The organism is Bradyrhizobium arachidis, from assembly GCF_024758505.1.
In the GTDB taxonomy this organism is placed as follows: Bacteria; Pseudomonadota; Alphaproteobacteria; order Rhizobiales; family Xanthobacteraceae; genus Bradyrhizobium; species Bradyrhizobium manausense_C.
In genome coordinates this window covers 4495451-4510325 of sequence record NZ_CP077970.1, presented here as the reverse complement: position 1 = coordinate 4510325, position 14875 = coordinate 4495451, and the positions used below count along the sequence as shown (strand labels likewise).

Genomic DNA, 14875 nt, shown 5'->3' with positions numbered 1-14875 from the left:
TCCTGCGCTTGCCCTGCCAAATACACGCCCACCACTATGACTATCGCCGAATAAGGCAAAACGGTGGATTCGTTGCAAGCGCAAGCTAATTGGCCAGGCGCCGGACGATCACCGAAGCATTGGTACCGCCAAATCCGAAAGAATTCGACAACGCCACGTTGATCTCACGCTTCTTCGCGGTGTGCGGCACGAGATCGATCGCGGTTTCGACCGACGGATTATCCAGATTGATCGTCGGCGGCACGACGTTATCGCGAATCGCGAGGATCGCGAAGATCGCTTCGATCGCACCGGCCGCTCCGAGGAGATGCCCGGTCGACGATTTGGTCGAGGACATCGCGACCTTGGAGGCCGCGTTACCGAGCAGCCGCTCGACTGCGCCAAGCTCGATTTCGTCGCCGACCGGGGTCGAGGTGCCGTGCGCGTTGATGTAGTCGAGATCGGACGGCGTCAGCCCTGCACGCTTCAGCGCGGCAGACATGCTGCGGAAGCCGCCGTCGCCATCGGGGGACGGCGAGGTGATGTGATAGGCATCGCCCGACAGGCCGTAGCCGATCACCTCGGCGTAGATCTTGGCGCCGCGGCGTCTGGCGTGCTCGAGCTCCTCGAGGATCACGACGCCGGCGCCCTCGCCCATCACGAAACCGTCACGGTCCTTGTCGTAAGGGCGCGAGGCCTTCGCGGGCGTCTCGTTGAAACCGGTCGACAGCGCACGCGCGGCGTTGAAGCCGGCAATTCCGATGCGGCTGATCGGCGATTCCGCGCCGCCCGCGACCATCACGTCGGCATCGCCGAGCGCGATCAGACGGGCCGCATCACCGATCGCATGCGCGCCGGTCGAGCAGGCCGTCACCACCGAATGGTTCGGTCCCTTCAGCCCGTGCTCGATCGAGACGTAGCCGGAGGCGAGATTGATCAGTCGGCCCGGAATGAAGAATGGCGAGACGCGGCGCGGGCCGCGCTCCTTCAACAGAATCGCGGTCTCCGCGATGCCGTTGAGGCCGCCGATACCGGAACCGATCATGGTGCCGGTCGCGCATTTGTCCTCTTCGCTTTCTGGATGCCAATTGGCATCGTCAAGCGCCTGCTTCGCCGCCCCCATCGCGAAGATGATGAAGTCGTCGACCTTGCGCTGGTCCTTCGGCTCCATCCACTGGTCGGCATTGAAAGTATCGTTGGAACCGTCGCCGCGCGGCACGTTGCAGGCGTACTTGGTCTGCAGATCGGAGACGTCGAAGGTCTCGATCTTGCGTGCACCGCTCTCGCCATTGAGGATGCGCTTCCAGGTCGGCTCGACGCCACACGCAAGGGGCGACACCATGCCGAGGCCCGTGACGACAACCCGCCTCATACCTCAACTCCGGTTCAAGATACTCGCAGCCGATAACAAGAAACCGGTGGACCGCGTTCCTGCGGTCCGGCCGGTTTCAATGTTGTCCCACGAAATGAGAGCCTTAGCTCTTCGCGTTCTTCTCGAGAAACTTCGTGGCGTCGCCGACCGTGAGAATCGTTTCCGCCGCGTCGTCCGGAATCTCGCAACCGAATTCCTCTTCGAACGCCATCACCAGCTCGACGGTGTCCAGACTGTCGGCGCCGAGGTCGTCGATGAAGCTCGCAGCGTCGACAACCTTCTCGGGCTCAACACCAAGGTGTTCGACCACGATCTTCTTAACCCGCTCGCCAATGTCACTCATCGCTTAACCTCGTGTTGTTCCCTTGACCCGACCCCCCGGGACGATACGAGCCGTCGAGGTCGTTAAACTGCCTTCGCAATCGCGTACGAACTTGATTGGCCCCACCTAGCCGATGCAGGGCCCGGCGAACGACGGCCAAGGCTCCGCACCGCCAATATACAGGGTTTCCAAAACCTGCAATGGCGTTCTTTGCCCATCCGTTGAAGGTCCGGTTATCATACTTCAACTGCCTTGACTACAAGCCTCAATTCGCTCCGGAAACGGCCGTTTGCCGCAGCCGGCCCGCCCTGTCGGGCGGTTCAGATCATGGCCATTCCGCCGTTCACGTGAATCGTTTGACCCGTGACATAGGCTGCTTCGTTCGAACTCAGATAGACGGCAGCAGCCGCAATATCCTCCGGGGTCCCCAGCCGGGCGGCGGGAACCTTGGTCAGAATCGTCTCGCGCTGCTTGTCGTTGAGCGCATCCGTCATCGGCGTCTTGATGAAGCCGGGCGCGATGCAGTTCGCGGTGACGCCGCGCTTGGCGTATTCGGCACCGAGCGTCTTGATCATGCCGATCAGACCCGCCTTCGACGCAGTGTAGTTGCCCTGCCCCGGATTGCCGGTGACGCCGACCACCGAGGTGATGGCGATGATGCGGCCGAAGCGCTTGCGCATCATCAGCTTGGTGGCGGCGCGCGCGAGGCGGAAGGTCGCGGTCAGATTGACGTTGATGACTTCTTCCCAATCCTCGTCGCGCAGTTGCACGAAGAGATTGTCGCGTGTGATGCCGGCATTGGCGATGAGGATGTCGACCTGGCCCATCGCGGCTTCCGCAGCGGGCACCAGCGCCTCGACCTCGTCGGCCTTCGACAGGTTGCAGGGCAGCACATGCGCGCGCTCGCCAAGCTTGCCGGCGAGTTCGTCCAGCACTTCCTTGCGCGTTCCCGAAATCGCAACGGTCGCGCCCTGGGCGTGCAAGGCAGCCGCGATCGCGCCGCCGATGCCGCCGGTCGCGCCGGTGACGAGCGCCTTCTTGCCAGTCAGATCGAACATAAGAAACTCCTTCAGAGCGTTTTCCAGCGAAGTGGAGACCGGTTCGCTTCAAGAAAACGCGTCAAAACAAGAATCAGGCCTGCTTCGAAGCGGCCAATGCATCCTTTGCGGCGGCAATATCGTTGGGACCGCCGACGGCAACACCGACGGCGCCATCCGCGATGCGCTTGACGAGGCCCGTGAGCACCTTGCCCGCGCCGATCTCGAAGAAGCGCGACACGCCCTGCCCGGCCATATAGGCCACCGACTCGCGCCAGCGCACGGTGCCCGTGACCTGCTCGACCAGACGGCGCCGGATCTCGTCGGGGTCGGTGATGGCGCTTGCCAGCACGTTCGACACCAGCGGCGCTGCGGGCGCCTTGATCGTGACCTTCGCCAGCGCCTCCGCCATCGCGTCGGCGGCCGGCTGCATCAGCTTGCAATGGAACGGTGCGGACACCGGCAGCAACATCGCGCGCTTGGCGCCCTTGCCCTTGGCGATCTCGACGGCGCGATCGACCGCAGCCTTGTCACCGGACACGACCACCTGTCCGCCGCCATTGTCATTGGCCGCCTGGCAGACCTGGCCCTGGGCGGCTTCCTGGGCGACTTGCATCGCCGCGTCGTAATCGAGGCCGAGCAGTGCGGCCATCGCGCCGGCGCCGACCGGGACAGCCTTTTGCATGGCAAGGCCGCGGGTGCGTAAGAGGCGCGCGGTATCGGAGATGGTCAGGCCGCCGGCCGCGGCCAGCGCCGAATACTCGCCAAGCGAGTGTCCCGCGACAAAGGCCGCATCCCGCCCCACGGAAAAACCCGCCTCGGACTCGAGCACCCGCAAGGTCGCAAGCGAAACCGCCATCAGCGCCGGTTGGGCGTTCTCGGTGAGCTGGAGGGTCTCGGCCGGGCCGTCCCAGATGATCGCTGTCAGCTTCTCGCCCAGTGCCGCATCGACCTCGTCGAACACCGCGCGCGCGGCGGGAAATGCGTCCGCCAGGGCCTTGCCCATGCCGACGGCCTGGGACCCCTGCCCCGGAAATGTGAATGCTGCCGTCATCGGCGCTCCCTGGCTGTTTGAGCCGGACCCGTCTCGAAACCCGCCAGCCGCTTCTACGCCCGGCACGAGCTCCTGGTTCCACAATATGCTCTAGAGGGGGCCGTAAGACACTGACCGGGGCCGGGATGTCAAGCCGCTGACATCACCGGGATGGGTTACGAAACGAGTGCCGGGGACTAAAAACCACCCGCCTTCTGATCGGCGCCGACCTCGGCCCCCGCCCGCGCGCGGCGGGCGCTGCTTGCCAACTGCCCCGGGCGATCGTCCTGGTTCGGCTTTGCGGTCGCAAGCCGCAGCACGGCCAGATAGTTCGGCTGTATCTCCATCCGCCCCGCATGCGTCCTGCTGAGAATGCGATGCACGCGCGGCAGGTTGTAGCAGGGGATGTAGAACAGCAAATGATGCTCGAGGTGGTAGTTCACGTAATAAGGCGCGATGAACAGACGCTCGATAAAGTTGGCATGGGTGGTGCGGGTGTTGCGCAGGGGATCGCTGCTGTCGGGGACGACGGCGTGCTCTGCGATGTTGCGGATGCGCGTGATGACCATCTGCCAGGTCAGCAGCGGGACCAGCCAGAGCAGCGGATAGGCCCACCAGACCCCTAGCGCCGCGAGCGCCGCAAACAGGATCGCGTTGACGACGCATTGCGGTCCGAGCTTCGCCCAAAAATGCGCGGCGCGCTGCGCCAGCGGCCATTCATTGGGACCGAGCGCATTGAGCAGTTGCGCCTTGCGCTGCTGATAGCCGGTCTGGCCGGTGAGATCGCGGATGAACTTGCGGCGATAGCTCAACTGGGTGATCGGGAACGGGGCCGACAGCACGAGATCGGGATCGTCCTCCTGCTGCGTGCGCGCGTGGTGCTGCAAATGATAGCGGCGATAGGCGCGCGTCTCCGCGAAAATCGGATAGGCGCAGAACCACTGGCTCAGGGTCAGATTGGTGTTCTCGTCCGCAGACAGGCAGCCATGCGCGCCGTCATGCATGAGGATGGCGAGGCCCAGTTGGCGCGAGCCGATGATCCCGACCGCAAGCAGATAGGTCAGCGGATTGGGCCACCACGCAACCAGCGCGATCGCACCCAGGATCAGCGCCCAGGCATGGGCGATCAGCGCGACGCCTTTCCAGGTCACGCGCTCGCGCACGGCGACGAGTTCGTCTTCGCTGAGGAAATCGCGGGCACGCATGCGAAGTGCGGTCATGTCTCGCTCTCCCCGTTCGATGGTGTCGATGCGCCGGGATCCCCAACAAGACGCAGGCGGGCACCATCATTGGCAGTCCTGTCCGCCGCTGTATCGGTTCTGGCCTGTTCGCCCAGCACGCGCAGCATCTCGGCACACAATTGCTCGGGCGAACGGCCCATGGCGTAGCCTTCGAGCATGACGCCGATCGCAACCGCCCAGAACCGCCGCGAACTCTCGTCGGGCGCGCGCAAGGATCGCCAGCCGTGCCGCTCGACCTGGCTCGCATAGGCGCGCGCGCCTTCGCTGTGCAGCCGTTCGATGGTGCGCTCGACCAGCGGCGCGAGATCGGGTCGGCGGCGCGTCAGGGTGAGTGCCTCGGCGAAAAAGGCCACCGAATCGGTCGCCGTGACGGTTTCTGCGAGCGCGCGCGTGTAATCGCGCGGCGTATGCGCCGTCAGTGCTGCCTGCTCCGTGCTGCGGGCGAGGTACAGCAGGTCACGGCAGGCGCATTCGACGAACAGCGCCTCCTTGGTGCGAAAGTAATAGGTGATCTGGCTCGGGAACGCGTCGGCCGCGGTCGCTATCTCGGAAATCGAGGCGCCGGCGAGCCCTCGCTCCTTGAACAGGGGGCTTGCCGCATCGAGCAGCAGCGAGCGCATCTTGCGGCCCGCCGAGCGCGTGGCGCGGGCCGCGTGCTTGGGATCGCCGGCCGGCCCTTCCAACGGAGCCTGAATCGTCTTGGCTGCCATGGGATCCTCCCTTGCATTCTTTGTATGTCATACAAACAAATAATGCAAGATGGTAATTTCCGACCATCAGCCGGGTGGTCCAGAGGTCCGGAAGCACCCGGGTCAAAATCCGGTCCCGAAACCTTGCCAACCCAGCCAAAATCCGTATAAAGCGCGCCATCCGCAGATCCCGGCCGGGAGCTGAACGGACGGTCTCAGCAAACTCACAAGTTGATTCTGTTGTGGCAGGGCCAGTCGGCCCGTCGTCCCGTGCTTCCGCCTTCTGAGCTTATACCGAGTCCTTTCCGAAGGCCTCGAAGGGCTTGACGCCGGGTGACGCGCTAACACTAGGAAAGGACAACCATGCCTCTTTATGAGCATGTCTTCCTCGCGCGCCAGGACGCGAGCCCGCAGCAGGTCGAAGAACTGACTGCGCAGATGACCGGTATCGTCGAAGGCCTCGGTGGCAAGATCACCAAGACCGAGAATTGGGGCGTTCGCTCCCTCACCTACCGCATGAACAAGAACCGCAAGGCGCACTTCGTGCTGCTCAACATCGACGCGCCGTCCGCGGCGATCGCCGAGATCGAGCGCCAGGAGCGCATCAGCGAAGACGTGATCCGCTATCTCAGCGTCCGCGTCGAGGAGCTCGAGGAAGGCCCGTCGGCGATGATGCGCAAGACGGACCGCGATCGCGAGCGTGACGACCGTGGCGGCGGCTTCCGCGGCGAGCGTGAGGGTGGCTTCCGCGGCGACCGCGAAGGCGGCTTCCGTGGCGACCGCGGTGACCGCGGCCCGCGCCGCCCCCGCGACGAAGCTGAAACCACCACGACGGACCAGGAGTAAGAACAATGGCTGAAGCTGGCGCCCGCCGTCCGTTTTTCCGTCGCCGCAAGACCTGCCCGTTCACGGGTCCGAACGCGCCGAAGATCGACTACAAGGATTCCAAGCTGCTGATGCGCTACGTCTCCGAGCGCGGCAAGATCGTGCCGAGCCGCATCACGGCCGTCTCCGCCAAGAAGCAGCGTGAACTCGCCCGCGCCATCAAGCGCGCGCGCTTCCTGGGCCTGTTGCCCTACGTGATCCGCTGATACGACGCTCTTGATCGGCGGCGATGGGCCGCCGATCAAGACTTATCTGAACTCATAAGGCTTCCGGGTCGTCCGGTTGCCGATGGTTGGGGCGATACGGCCTCTAACCGCTCGAAGGGAGCGGGACAGCTGATGATGGTATTTGGACTCATAGCCCTGATCGCCGGCGCTGCGTCGGCCCTGATGTTCGCCTCGATCGTCTCGGGCGCGCTGATCTCGCTCGTCCTGTTCTATCTCGCCCCGCTGCCGCTGATGGTGGCCGCGATCGGCTGGGGCCCGCTCGCCGCGAGCTTCGGCGGCATTGCCGCCGCGATTGGGCTGGGCGCCCTCTTCGGCCTGCCCTATTGCGTCGCCTTTGCCGTGACCATCGCGCTGCCCGCCTGGTGGCTCGGCCATCTCGTGCTGCTCGGCCGGCAAGTCGGCACCGACGGCGCGTCCCCCGAGCCGGAGATCGAATGGTATCCGCTCGGCCGCATCCTGCTCTGGATCGCGGGCTTTGCCACGCTGACGACGATGGCCGCGCTGCTGACGCTCGGCACTGACGCCGACGCCATCACCAGTACTTTGCGTCGCGGCCTCCTGCGCATCCTCAGGGCCAGCGATTCGCCGATCACTGGCGAGACCGACCAATTCATCGATGCGCTGGTGAAGATCGCACCGGCCGCAGCCACGATCGTGTCGATGATGACGCTCACGCTCAATCTCTGGCTCAGCGCCAAGGTGACGGCGACCTCGGGCCGGCTGCGCCGCCCCTGGCCCGCCATGATGAGGGCCGAGCTGCCGCCGATGACGCTCGCGGTGCTCTGCGTCGCGATCGCCCTCTGCTTCACCAGCGGTCTTGTCGCGATGGTCGCGCAGATCATCTCGACGGCGCTGATGCTGGCCTATGCGCTGACCGGCTTTGCGGTGCTGCACACGCTGACGCTCGCGCTGAAGAGCCGCACGTTCTGGCTCGGCTCGACCTACGCGATGGTCGTCGTGTTCGGATGGCCCGTGCTGGCGATGGTGATCCTCGGGCTTGCCGATGCCGTGTTCGGCTTCCGCGAACGATACTTGCGCAACCGGTCGCAGCCGCCGCCGCTACCGACCCCTTAAGTCCACCTTCGAACAACCAACCAACTCACATCACTTCAAAAGGAGAACGATTATGGAAGTCATTTTGCTGGAACGCGTGGCCAAGCTCGGCCAGATGGGCGAAGTCGTGAAGGTTCGCGACGGCTACGCCCGCAACTTCCTGCTCAAGCGCGGCAAGGCGCTGCGCGCCACCGCCGACAACCGCGCCAAGTATGACGGCATGAAGGCCGAGCTCGAGGCCCGCAACATCAAGGCCAAGGGCGAGGCGTCCAAGATCGCCGAGAAGGTCGAGGGCAAGAACATCATCGTGATCCGCCAGGCCTCGGAAGCCGGCCAGCTCTTCGGCTCGGTCACCGTACGCGACGTGGTCGTTGCGTTCGAAGCCGACGGCGTCTCGCTCGCCCGTCCGCAGGTGCAGCTCGACGCGCCGATCAAGACCATCGGCAAGCACTCCATCACGGTTGCCATTCACCCCGAGGTCGAGGTCGAGGTCACCGTGACGGTTGCGCGCAGCCAGGACGAGGCCGAGCGCATCAACCGCGGCGAGGACATCTCGACCCGCAACGAGGACCGCGATGCGGCCGCCGAGGCGATCGCCGCCGCCGGCGAGTTCTTCGATCCGGAAGCCCAGCACGACGACGTGCAGCCGGCTCCGGCCGAGGAAGCAACCGAGAAGTAAGAGGTCTCAGTCATTCCGGGGCGGCTCAAAGAGCCGAACCCGGAATCTCGAGATTCTCAGGTGCGCAAGTGCGCACCATAGTTCTCGCTTCGCGAGCCCCGGAATGACAATCAACATGCCCGGCCGTTCACGCGGCCGGGCTTTTCGTTTTCGTGGCCACCTCCTCGTTCAGCATCGCGATCGAGGCGAGCGCTGTGGCCGTGTGCTTCTCGACACCGTCGGTCACGCAGAACACGTCGGCGGCGACGACCGAGACCTGACGGCCCGGCTTGATCACCCGCGCCCGGCAGATCAGTTTTTCGCCGACCGCGGGCGACAGCAGGTTCAGCTTGTATTCCGCCGTCAGTGCCGGCTGACCGCGCGAGGTGGCCGCCGCAATCGTGGTGGCGTTGTCGACCAGGAAGGCGGTAACGCCGCCATGAAAGAAGCCGTGCTGTTGCAGCAGCTCCGGCCTGCGGTCCACCGCGATCGTGCATTCGCCGCGGGACAGGTCCGACAGTTCCGCGCCGACCAGATTCATGAAGCCCTGCTTGCCGACATTGGTGTGAATATGGGCTGCGATCTCCGCGAAGGCGGGATCCTGCTCCGTCCTCATGACGCCATTCCTTTCTTGTTGTTGCTTGCGGTGAAGCGGTCGGGTGGCACCAGCGCACGGATGGCACAGGCAACCAGCGTGTCGGCTTCATTGCGCGGGTCGGTGCGGTCGCGGCCCGACAGATACGCCCGGCAAAATATCTGCGCGGGCCCGATGAGCTGGCTGATGAACATCACGGGCGGCATCGGCAAGAGATCACCGCGTGCGATCAGCGGTGCGCGCCAGCGCTCGATGCTCTCGGCCAGCCGCGCGTTGTGCGCACGCTGGGCATCGCGGACGTCGTCGCCCCATTCGTTGCGCGAGATCTCGAACAGATAGCGCGCCTCGCGGCGGCTGGTCACGACCCAGCCGAGATGGGCGCGGATCAGACGGTCGATCCCCTCCGCAGCACCAAGAGCCGGATCGAGCGCGGCGAGGATCGCGGCGTGATAGTGCCGGAGCACCTCGATAAACAACGCACCGGCAAGCTCCTGCTTCGATGCGAAGACGTGGAAGAAGCTGCCATTGGACGCGCGCGCCCGGGTCCGGATCGCGGCCACCGTCGCGCCCTCAAAGCCCACGCGATCGAAGATCGCAAGGCCTGCCGCCAGCAGATCGTCACGAACCGTCGCCGCCATAGATCTCTCCTAGAGCATTACTCTAGAGGGATGCTCTAACGCGGGTCAAGAATCGAAAAGGCCGCGTTGCCGCGGCCTTCGTTCCACGTGGACCCGCTTTACTGCGAAATCGGCGGGACCGGCGGCCCGGCTGGGGCCGCAGGCGGTGCCGGCGGCGCCGTGGCGGTCACCGCAGGCGGCGTCTCCTGCGGCCTTGCGGGGGTCGGCTCCGAGCTAGCGGCACTGCCGGAGGGCGCCTCTGCGGGCTTGGCCGCGGCCGGCGGGGCCGGCGTGACCTGCGGTGCCGGATCGGGCCGGCTTTCGGTGCTGGTCGGCTCGGTCTTGGCCGGCTCGGTTTTGACCGACTGCGACGCGCCCGTCTCAGGCTTATTCTCGGGCTTGCTCTCCGGCTTGGCGGCCGTGTCGGGCTTGCTCTCCTGCGTCGCCGGCTTCTCGCCCGAAGATTTGTCGCCGGATGGCTTTTCACCGGAGCCATCGGCCTTGGCAGCCTCGCTCTTGGGTTCGCCCTTGGGTTCAGTCTTGGGTTCAGTCTTGGGCTCGTCCTTCTTGTCGGCCGCCGAAGGCTCGGTCGTTACCGGACCGTCCTTCGCAGCGTCGGTCTTCGGAGCATCGGTCTTTGAGGCATCGGTCTTGGGCGCCTCGTCGGCGTCCGGCTTGCCGCGCTTGCTCATCTTCTTCTTGCGACCGTCGGGGCCGCGCTCATTGGTCGCCTGGCCCTCGGGCTTGGCTCCCTCCTTCGCGCCGTCCTCGCTCGGCCGCGCCATGCGCTTCTGACCCGCAGCAGCGCCCTCACCCTCGGGCTTCGCACCCTCCTGGCCCGGCCTCTGGCGACGTCCGGCGTGCTCGGGCGACTGCTGGGTTGCGCTGGAATTGGCTTCCTTCTCCTTGGCGCCGTCCTTCCCGCCCTTGCTGGAGTCCTTGGCGTCCTTGGCCTGGTAGCGGGTGTCGGTCGCGCCGTTGGACACGAGATAGGATGAGAGCACGCCAGCCATGTCGGAGCTCGTCGTGTAGTGCTGGCGCAGGAAGCTCGGCAGCGAGCCCGGCGCCACCGTCTTCAACAGACCGCGCGGGCTCTTGTGGCAGGCGTTGCAGGTCTGGGCGAAGAGCTGGGACGGCGTCTTGCCGGCCTCGAGGTTTTGCGCCTGCGCCAGTGCGGTATCGACCGCGCCGAAGCCGATCAGAAGCAACACCGTCGCGAGGCTGAGCGCTCGGCTCGACATTCCCGTCATCTCCACTGAATTCTCGTCAATCCGGCCCGCAAACCGGGGCGGCGCGGGTGACCTTTTAGCCGATTGTGCCGTGAATGGAAGCTGGCTCGTCACGCAACAATGTGATCCCGCGATTTGCGAATATCCGCTTTGAACACAACGCAGTAGCAGACCATCGAGCGCCGCCTGGATGCTGATGCATAGGAACTTCTTCCGTTCTGAGGCGTCGGGAAAGACGGCCGGGCTAGTCGCATCTTTTCGGGTTCGCTCGAAAGGTGGGTTCGATGGACCGTTTATTGCGGAGTTTTCTCAGTCGGTTCATTCGCCGCGGATCGATGACGGTAACGACCGCGACCGGCGCAAGTTTCACCTGCGGCGACGGTACCGGCCCGCCGGTCGCGGTCCGCTTCGTCACCCAGGACGCGCAGCGCAAGATCCTGCTCAATCCCGAACTCGGCCTCGGCGAAGCCTTCATGGACGGCGAGTTCGTCGTCGAGAGCGGCTCTATCGCTGATGCGCTCGCGATCCTGCTGGATCAACCCGGCGTATTGCCGCACTGGGGAAAGCCGCAGTGGTGGCTGCGCTACCTGACGCGGAGCATGAGGCAATTCAACTTGCGTTCCCGCGCCAAGAACAATGTCGCGCACCATTACGACCTCGACGCACGGCTTTATTCTCTCTTCCTCGATGCCGACAAGCAATATAGCTGCGCTTATTTCGAGACGCCGGCAGCCTCGCTCGACGATGCACAGCTCGCCAAGAAGCGGCACATTGCCGCAAAGCTCCTGGTCAGGCGCGGCCAGCGCGTGCTCGACATTGGCTCGGGCTGGGGTGGGCTCGGCCTCTACCTCGCCGAGATCGCCGGCGCCGACGTCACCGGCATCACGCTCTCGACCGAGCAATTGCAGTTCGCAAGCTCGCGCGCCGCCGAGAAGGGCTTGACGCAACGAGCCAGGTTCTTGCTCCAGGACTATCGCGACGTCGACGGCCCGTTCGACCGCATCGTCTCGGTCGGCATGTTCGAGCATGTCGGCGTGAAGTTTTACGACACCTTTTTCCAGCGCGGTGCCGATTTGCTCGCCGATAACGGCGTGATGCTGCTGCATTCGATCGGGCGGTCGCAGGGGCCGGATACCACCAACCCCTGGATTGCAAAGTACATCTTCCCCGGCGGCTATATCCCGGCGCTGTCGGAGGTGATGCCCGCGATCGAGCGCGCTGGCCTGCTGGTCTGCGACATCGAGATCCTCCGCCTGCATTATGCCGAGACGCTGAAGGCATGGCGCGAGCGCTTCGCGGCGCGACGAGAGGAAGCGGTGCAGCTCTATGACGAGCGCTTCGCACTGATGTGGGAATTCTATCTCGCGGCGTGCGAGATGACGTTCCGCAAGCAGGCCATGATGAACTTCCAGATCCAGCTCACCAGGCATCAGGGCGTGGTGCCGGTGACGCGCGACTACATCGGCCATGAAGAGGCGCGGTTGCGCCGGCTGGAACGCGGCAGCAAGCCGTCGCTGAAGCTCGCGGGTGAATAGGGGTTAGAGCGTTTTCAAGCGAAGTGGATGCCGGTTCGCGTCAAGAAAACGCGTCAAAACTAGAATCTAGAGCCCCGTTCCGATTCCATCGGAACGGAAAAGGCTCTAGTGGCGGAGGTTTGAAGGCGGCTCCTGATAGAGCCGCAACGAAGCCGGAAGGGCGAGCTGCACGCGAAGCTGCGCAATCGTCTCGGCCGGAACGTCCTGGCGGCGGATTTCGGGCTGCGCAGCCTCCTCCATGGCAGCGACCAGCGCCGACAGCCAGAGGCGGCTGCCTGCGTCGCTTCGCCATATCAGGAGTTCCTGCCGCATCGCCTGTCTCGCCTCTTTGGCGGTTTTGCCCGGACCCAACACCCGGACCGCCTTTTCTGTTCCCGCCTAAAACAAATCCAAAGAAAACTGACGTCTGTGATCTGCTTCACATTAGGCGCGTCGTCTTTGTCCTAGACCTCTGCCCATGACCAAGAAGACCCAAACCTCCTTCGATGTGCAGGCCGATCTCCGCACCGACTACGCCCTGATCGCCACCGGCGTCGGCGCTGCCCTGGTTGCGCTGGTCTACCTTCTGCTCATCTGAACCCGGATCCGGAGCCGAAGGCAGGCCGGTGACGTCAGCGGCGCGCCTTCAAATAGGTCTGCGCGCCGGCACATAAGGTTCACAGCATCCGGATTTTTCCGTGGCGCGGCTTGAGCGGGATCAAGCCCCAGGCCCAATTCCGCAAAATTCCGTCAAGCATCGCCCGTGCTGCAACCGCTAATCATCCACCATTTTTTACTGAGCGGTTGATAGCGGCGAGCTTTCACTTTCGCTTTGCATGCAGGCGGCGCTTTATCGCCGCCCCGCATAGCCCATAAAAGTTTGCTAAGCACGCTCCCGCCATGGCCCTGACTGATTCGACCGTCCTCAAACTCGCGCCCGACCCGGGAACTCCCGCCTACCGGAGCGCGCCGCACAATATCGAGGCGGAACAGAGCCTTTTGGGTGCCATCCTCGTCAATAACGACGCCTTCTACCGGGTCTCGGACTTCCTCGAGGCGAAGCACTATTTCGAGCCGCTGCACCAGACCATCTACGAGACTGCCGCCAGCCTGATCCGGATGGGCAAGATCGCGACGCCGGTGACGCTGAAAACGTTCCTGCCGGCCGATACCGACGTCGGCGGCATGACCATCGGGCAATATCTTGCGCGGCTCGCCGCCGAAGCCACCACCATCATCAACGCCCAGGATTACGGGCGCACCATCTACGACCTCTCCCTGCGCCGCGACCTCATTGGAATCGGCGAGGACATGGTCAATGTCGCCTATGACGCACCCGTCGACTTTGCGCCCCGGGCGCAGATCGAGGACGCCGAGCGCAAGCTGTATGAGCTCGCCGAATCCGGCCGCTATGACGGCGGTTTCCAGAAGTTCTCGCAGGCGCTGACCCTCGCCGTCGATCTCGCGGCCAAGGCCTTCCAGCGCGACGGAAAGCTGTCGGGCATCTCCACTGGCTTGCGCGACCTCGATACCAAGATGGGCGGCCTGCAGCACTCCGACCTGATCATCGTCGCCGGCCGCCCGGGCATGGGCAAGACCTCGCTTGCGACCAACATCGCCTACAACATCGCGCAGGCCTATGTCGGCGAGGTGCAGGCCGACGGTACCATGAAGGCGGTGAATGGCGGCGTGGTCGGCTTCTTCTCCTGCGAAATGTCGGCCGACCAGCTTGCTACCCGTATCGTCGCCGAGCGTACCGGCATCCCCTCCTCCAGCATTCGCCGCGGCGGCATCTCCGAGGCCGACTTCGAGAAGATCCGCGAGGTCTCGATCGAGCTACAGTCGCTGCCGTTCTATGTCGACGAGACCGGCGGTCTGTCGATCGCGCAGCTCATGGCGCGCGCACGGCGGCTGAAGCGGCAAAAGGGCCTCGACCTCATCGTCATCGACTACATCCAGCTGCTCTCGGGCTCGGGCAAGCGCGCCAGCGACAGCCGCGTGCAGGAAATCACCGAGATCACCACGAGCCTCAAGGCCCTCGCCAAGGAGCTCAGCGTTCCCATCATCGCGCTGTCGCAGCTCTCGCGTCAGGTCGAGTCCCGCGACGACAAGCGGCCGCAACTGTCCGACCTTCGCGAATCCGGATCGATCGAGCAGGACGCCGACGTCGTGATGTTCGTGTTCCGCGAGGAGTATTACCTCGCCATGAAGGAGCCGCGCCCCGGCACCGAGGAACACACCAAGTGGCAGACCGACATGGAACGCGCACTCGGCAAGGCCGAAGTCATCATCGGCAAGCAGCGTCACGGCCCGACCGGCACGGTCGAGCTGCACTTCGACGCCTCGGTCACCCGGTTCGGCGACCTCAACCATGACGGTCATCTGCCGGATCGGAGTTACTAACCTGTTCCGCGGGTTGAACGC

General features: G+C 64.5%; 16 protein-coding genes. 6 read left to right on the top strand and 10 right to left on the bottom strand.

All coding sequences use genetic code 11. From position 1 onward, the window contains the following. Nucleotides 1-85 precede the first annotated feature (85 nt). From fabF to KUF59_RS20725, 6 genes are all read right to left on the bottom strand, one after another. The gene (gene fabF, locus KUF59_RS20750; protein WP_212459419.1) at nt 86-1351 is read right to left on the bottom strand and encodes a beta-ketoacyl-ACP synthase II; all 1266 of its coding nucleotides are present in this window, start codon (nt 1349-1351) and stop codon (nt 86-88) included. Between the two features lie 103 nt (nt 1352-1454). Further along, complete coding sequence (locus tag KUF59_RS20745; RefSeq protein WP_008130699.1) at nt 1455-1694, bottom strand: acyl carrier protein; 240 nt, start codon at nt 1692-1694, stop codon at nt 1455-1457. 299 nt (nt 1695-1993) lie between these two features. Then, entirely contained in the window at nt 1994-2731 is a 738-nt protein-coding gene (fabG, locus tag KUF59_RS20740) for a 3-oxoacyl-[acyl-carrier-protein] reductase (RefSeq protein WP_212459418.1), read from the bottom strand. A 73-nt stretch (nt 2732-2804) separates the two neighbouring features. Next, nucleotides 2805-3764 carry an ACP S-malonyltransferase gene (fabD, locus tag KUF59_RS20735; protein ID WP_212459417.1) on the bottom strand — a complete coding sequence of 320 codons (960 nt, stop codon included), beginning with the start codon at nt 3762-3764 and terminating at the stop codon, nt 2805-2807. Between the two features lie 176 nt (nt 3765-3940). Beyond that, nucleotides 3941-4963, bottom strand: a complete 1023-nt coding sequence (locus KUF59_RS20730) for a fatty acid desaturase family protein (protein ID WP_212459416.1) — start codon at nt 4961-4963, stop codon at nt 3941-3943. Next, nucleotides 4960-5694: a TetR/AcrR family transcriptional regulator C-terminal domain-containing protein gene (locus tag KUF59_RS20725; protein WP_212459415.1), complete on the bottom strand. Its 735-nt coding sequence runs from the start codon at nt 5692-5694 to the stop codon at nt 4960-4962. Before KUF59_RS20725 ends, KUF59_RS20730 begins: the two co-directional genes overlap by 4 nt. A 342-nt stretch (nt 5695-6036) precedes the next feature. Between KUF59_RS20725 and rpsF the strand changes: the two genes are divergently transcribed. The 4 genes from rpsF (at nt 6037) to rplI (ending at nt 8517) form a co-directional block, all read left to right on the top strand. Next, on the top strand, nt 6037-6519 hold the full coding sequence (rpsF, locus tag KUF59_RS20720) for a 30S ribosomal protein S6 (RefSeq protein WP_212459414.1): 483 nt from the start codon (nt 6037-6039) through the stop codon (nt 6517-6519). Between the two features lie 5 nt (nt 6520-6524). Continuing rightward, nucleotides 6525-6764 carry a 30S ribosomal protein S18 gene (rpsR, locus tag KUF59_RS20715; RefSeq protein WP_011441353.1) on the top strand — a complete coding sequence of 80 codons (240 nt, stop codon included), beginning with the start codon at nt 6525-6527 and terminating at the stop codon, nt 6762-6764. Between the two features lie 132 nt (nt 6765-6896). Next, nucleotides 6897-7859, top strand: a complete 963-nt coding sequence (locus tag KUF59_RS20710; RefSeq protein ID WP_212459413.1) for a DUF2232 domain-containing protein — start codon at nt 6897-6899, stop codon at nt 7857-7859. 52 nt (nt 7860-7911) lie between these two features. After that, nucleotides 7912-8517, top strand: coding sequence for a 50S ribosomal protein L9 (rplI, locus tag KUF59_RS20705; protein ID WP_212459412.1), 606 nt, complete (start codon nt 7912-7914; stop codon nt 8515-8517). Nucleotides 8518-8644: 127 nt separating this feature from the next. Here the strand turns inward: rplI and KUF59_RS20700 are convergent, their stop codons facing one another. From KUF59_RS20700 to KUF59_RS20690, 3 genes are all read right to left on the bottom strand, one after another. Beyond that, nucleotides 8645-9112: a PaaI family thioesterase gene (locus tag KUF59_RS20700; protein ID WP_212459411.1), complete on the bottom strand. Its 468-nt coding sequence runs from the start codon at nt 9110-9112 to the stop codon at nt 8645-8647. Then, a complete protein-coding gene (locus KUF59_RS20695; RefSeq protein WP_212459410.1) occupies nt 9109-9729 on the bottom strand; it encodes a TetR/AcrR family transcriptional regulator in 621 nt (206 codons plus the stop codon). The genes KUF59_RS20700 and KUF59_RS20695 overlap by 4 nt, the downstream gene beginning before the upstream one ends. Nucleotides 9730-9827: 98 nt before the next feature. Further along, a complete protein-coding gene (locus KUF59_RS20690) occupies nt 9828-10949 on the bottom strand; it encodes a hypothetical protein (RefSeq protein WP_212459409.1) in 1122 nt (373 codons plus the stop codon). 272 nt (nt 10950-11221) lie between these two features. Here KUF59_RS20690 and KUF59_RS20685 point away from each other — a divergent pair, with 272 nt between their 5' ends. Beyond that, complete coding sequence (locus KUF59_RS20685) at nt 11222-12472, top strand: SAM-dependent methyltransferase (protein ID WP_212459408.1); 1251 nt, start codon at nt 11222-11224, stop codon at nt 12470-12472. Nucleotides 12473-12577: 105 nt separating this feature from the next. Here the strand turns inward: KUF59_RS20685 and KUF59_RS20680 are convergent, their stop codons facing one another. Further along, nucleotides 12578-12784 carry a transcriptional regulator gene (locus tag KUF59_RS20680; RefSeq protein WP_212459407.1) on the bottom strand — a complete coding sequence of 69 codons (207 nt, stop codon included), beginning with the start codon at nt 12782-12784 and terminating at the stop codon, nt 12578-12580. Nucleotides 12785-13351: 567 nt separating this feature from the next. On the opposite strand from KUF59_RS20680, the gene KUF59_RS20675 reads away from it, so the two are divergent. Next, nucleotides 13352-14854 carry a replicative DNA helicase gene (locus KUF59_RS20675; RefSeq protein ID WP_212459406.1) on the top strand — a complete coding sequence of 501 codons (1503 nt, stop codon included), beginning with the start codon at nt 13352-13354 and terminating at the stop codon, nt 14852-14854. Nucleotides 14855-14875: the final 21 nt, after the last annotated feature.

Coding starts and splice junctions, on each gene's coding strand:
- KUF59_RS20710 (WP_212459413.1), top strand. CDS start 6,897: ATGATGGTATTTGGACTCATAGCCCTGATCGCCGGCGCTGCGTCGGCC.
- KUF59_RS20725 (WP_212459415.1), bottom strand. CDS start 5,694: ATGGCAGCCAAGACGATTCAGGCTCCGTTGGAAGGGCCGGCCGGCGAT.
- fabF (WP_212459419.1), bottom strand. CDS start 1,351: ATGAGGCGGGTTGTCGTCACGGGCCTCGGCATGGTGTCGCCCCTTGCG.
- KUF59_RS20730 (WP_212459416.1), bottom strand. CDS start 4,963: ATGACCGCACTTCGCATGCGTGCCCGCGATTTCCTCAGCGAAGACGAA.
- KUF59_RS20700 (WP_212459411.1), bottom strand. CDS start 9,112: ATGAGGACGGAGCAGGATCCCGCCTTCGCGGAGATCGCAGCCCATATT.
- KUF59_RS20675 (WP_212459406.1), top strand. CDS start 13,352: ATGGCCCTGACTGATTCGACCGTCCTCAAACTCGCGCCCGACCCGGGA.
- rpsF (WP_212459414.1), top strand. CDS start 6,037: ATGCCTCTTTATGAGCATGTCTTCCTCGCGCGCCAGGACGCGAGCCCG.
- rpsR (WP_011441353.1), top strand. CDS start 6,525: ATGGCTGAAGCTGGCGCCCGCCGTCCGTTTTTCCGTCGCCGCAAGACC.
- fabG (WP_212459418.1), bottom strand. CDS start 2,731: ATGTTCGATCTGACTGGCAAGAAGGCGCTCGTCACCGGCGCGACCGGC.
- fabD (WP_212459417.1), bottom strand. CDS start 3,764: ATGACGGCAGCATTCACATTTCCGGGGCAGGGGTCCCAGGCCGTCGGC.
- KUF59_RS20680 (WP_212459407.1), bottom strand. CDS start 12,784: ATGCGGCAGGAACTCCTGATATGGCGAAGCGACGCAGGCAGCCGCCTC.
- KUF59_RS20695 (WP_212459410.1), bottom strand. CDS start 9,729: ATGGCGGCGACGGTTCGTGACGATCTGCTGGCGGCAGGCCTTGCGATC.
- KUF59_RS20745 (WP_008130699.1), bottom strand. CDS start 1,694: ATGAGTGACATTGGCGAGCGGGTTAAGAAGATCGTGGTCGAACACCTT.
- KUF59_RS20690 (WP_212459409.1), bottom strand. CDS start 10,949: ATGTCGAGCCGAGCGCTCAGCCTCGCGACGGTGTTGCTTCTGATCGGC.
- KUF59_RS20685 (WP_212459408.1), top strand. CDS start 11,222: ATGGACCGTTTATTGCGGAGTTTTCTCAGTCGGTTCATTCGCCGCGGA.
- rplI (WP_212459412.1), top strand. CDS start 7,912: ATGGAAGTCATTTTGCTGGAACGCGTGGCCAAGCTCGGCCAGATGGGC.